Origin of the sequence: uncultured Streptococcus sp., assembly GCF_938036805.1 — a bacterium.
GTDB lineage: Bacteria > Bacillota > Bacilli > Lactobacillales > Streptococcaceae > Streptococcus.
Window position 1 is genome coordinate 1 of record NZ_CALHWC010000047.1, and the last position, 2,460, is coordinate 2,460.

Below are 2,460 nucleotides of genomic sequence, written 5' to 3' on the forward strand. Positions count from 1 at the left end.
CACGAGAAATAAAGGCTGCTAATGATAACAATATCATTAAGACCATCTCTTTTGAGTCTGGCAAGTTTGACTCAAATCACTTTCTGCTTGCCATTGCTGACGAGGTCGGGGAGTTGACCCGAGATGATGGGATTTCTAAAATCACATCCGGCCAGATCAACACCCCAGGCGCTCGATTCGTGGAAATATCCACGTCTTACACAGTCCCAGATGTTCCTTTCCACAAGGAGCAGAAAAAACTAATAGAGGTCATGGAACGAGACTTTGACCGGGCAAGTGATGACCAGCTTTGCCTTGTGTGGGCACAGGACAGCCTAGAAGAGACTTTTCAGCCCGAGATATGGGCTAAGAGCAACCCACTTCTAAACCTTGCTGACAAGCGCGAGAAGCTGCTTAGAGGACTTATCTCTGAGCGCGATAAAAAGATGCTCATGGGAAAGCTGGCAGACTTCCAAGTGAAGAACATGAATTGCTGGCTGAACGCAGACAGCAACAGCTTCCTTGCTCTTGAGGATATAGAGAAAGCCGTTATAGACGACTTTCCAAGGTTTGGCCGGCGCGTATATGTCGGGGTTGACTACTCTATGTCATCAGATAACACTTCTATAGCTTTTGTCTATCCATACGAAGGAGAAGAACGCTGGCATTTAGAGCAGCATTCATTCATTCCTTGGAATCAGGCCGGCAGTATAGAGGCTAAGGAGAAGCAGGACGGCATCAACTACCGAGAACAAGAGAAACAGGGCTACTGCACGATTACCAGCCACCCGCAGGGCCTAATCAACGACGACCAAGTCTATGATTGGTTGGTGAACTACATCGAGGATAATAACCTAGATGTGATTTTCTTTGGTTATGATGCAATGGGCGTGACTAAGGTTATCAAAGCTCTGGAGCTTAACACCAGCTACCCGCTCATGCCTATTCGGCAGCGGACAAGCGAGCTAAAAGACCCTACAAAGTTCCTGCAAAAGATCTTTGTAGAGGGCTCTGTAACCCGCTTAAATGATGTCATCATGGAAAAGGCGCTGATAAATGCTGTCATTAAGCAGGATAACATCGGCATACAGGTTGACAAGATGAAATCGACTCTAAAAGTCGATGTAGTGGATGCGATTATAGACGCTTGCTATCAAGCTATGTATCATTACGAAGATTATGGGATTGCAAATGACAAAACCTATCAAGTCGAACATATGAGCCAGCAAGCGGTTCTAGATTGGCTTAATAACCCGGAAAGTGGGCTTTTGGAGGAAGAATTTTACGATTATGACGATTTTTAAAACATTTTTCAGCCTAGTTTGGGCTTTTTTTGATGTCTTTATGTTTCTAGCCGCGGCCGTCACGATCAATGTGACCATGTATCGAGTTGGATGGTTAGCATTCGGGATCAGCCTGACAATCACTTTCATCTTGGCCGGTTTCGTATCAGAAATTATACAAGCGCGGCAACAGGAATAGAAAGGGGGTGAGGTAAAAACATGCCATTGTTTAAACCGCCAAATTTTATGAATATAGCAGAAAGCAAGTCGGTAGATAACAGTAGTTTCGACAGAGTATTTGCTGATGATGGCCAAGATTTCTTGAGTGCTTCTTTGAGTGGTGGTGAGTGGGTATCTGCGCAGTCTGCTTTGCAGAATTCAGACCTATACGCTATCATCAGTCAGCTATCAAGCGACCTTGCAACTGTCAAATTAACCGCTACTCAAAAACGCTGGCAAGGAATTATAGATAATCCAAGCACAAATGCCAGCCGACACGGCTTCTATCAGTCGTTATACGCTCAATTATTGTTGGCAGGAGAGGCCTTTGCTTACCGCTGGCGCAACGAGAACGGCCGAGACGTAAAATGGGAGTTTCTAAAACCGTCACAGGTTCACATGAATTACTACGAATACGAAAACGGCACTTATTACAACATTACTTTTACAGATCCGAGAATAAGACCACTCTTGCAAGTTCCGCAAGGCGATGTGTTGCATTTCAGACTTGTTTCTACGGACGGTGGCCGGACTGGGGTTAGTCCACTTTTGGCGCTCGGCCGAGAGCTAAGAATCAAAAAAGCATCAGACGACCTAACTTTCAACTCGCTGAAAAATTCATTGAAAATGAATGGTGTATTGAAAATTAAGAATGGTGGACTACTTGATAACAAGACTAAGATGGCTCGGTCAAGATCGGTCATGCAACAGATGACAGGCGGCCCGTTGGTGCTTGATGACCTGGAGGAGTTCACTCCACTAGAAATCAAATCTAATGTGGCCCAACTACTATCTCAGGCAGACTGGACTAGTAAGCAATTTGCCAAAGTTTACGGTATCCCAGATAGCTATCTGGGCGGGCAAGGAGATCAACAGTCATCTGTTGAACAAATTAGCAATGTCTACGCTAACGCAATGGCTCGCTATCTGCGACCTGTTATTAGCGAGATGACTTATAAACTAGGAACTGAACTAGACT

3 protein-coding genes are annotated in these 2,460 nt (G+C 45.0%); all 3 read left to right on the forward strand.

Annotated elements, in window-relative coordinates; all coding sequences use genetic code 11:
* Positions 1–1,283, forward strand: a 1,283-nt coding sequence (locus Q0191_RS01905) for a terminase TerL endonuclease subunit (protein ID WP_297663317.1), incomplete at its 5' end; no start/stop codon positions are given.
* Entirely contained in the window at positions 1,270–1,461 is a 192-nt protein-coding gene (locus tag Q0191_RS01910) for a DUF1056 family protein (RefSeq protein WP_297663319.1), read from the forward strand. The genes Q0191_RS01905 and Q0191_RS01910, both read left to right, overlap by 14 nt.
* A 20-nt stretch (positions 1,462–1,481) precedes the next feature.
* Positions 1,482–2,460: phage portal protein (locus tag Q0191_RS01915; protein WP_297663321.1), on the forward strand; the 979-nt coding region annotated here is incomplete at its 3' end.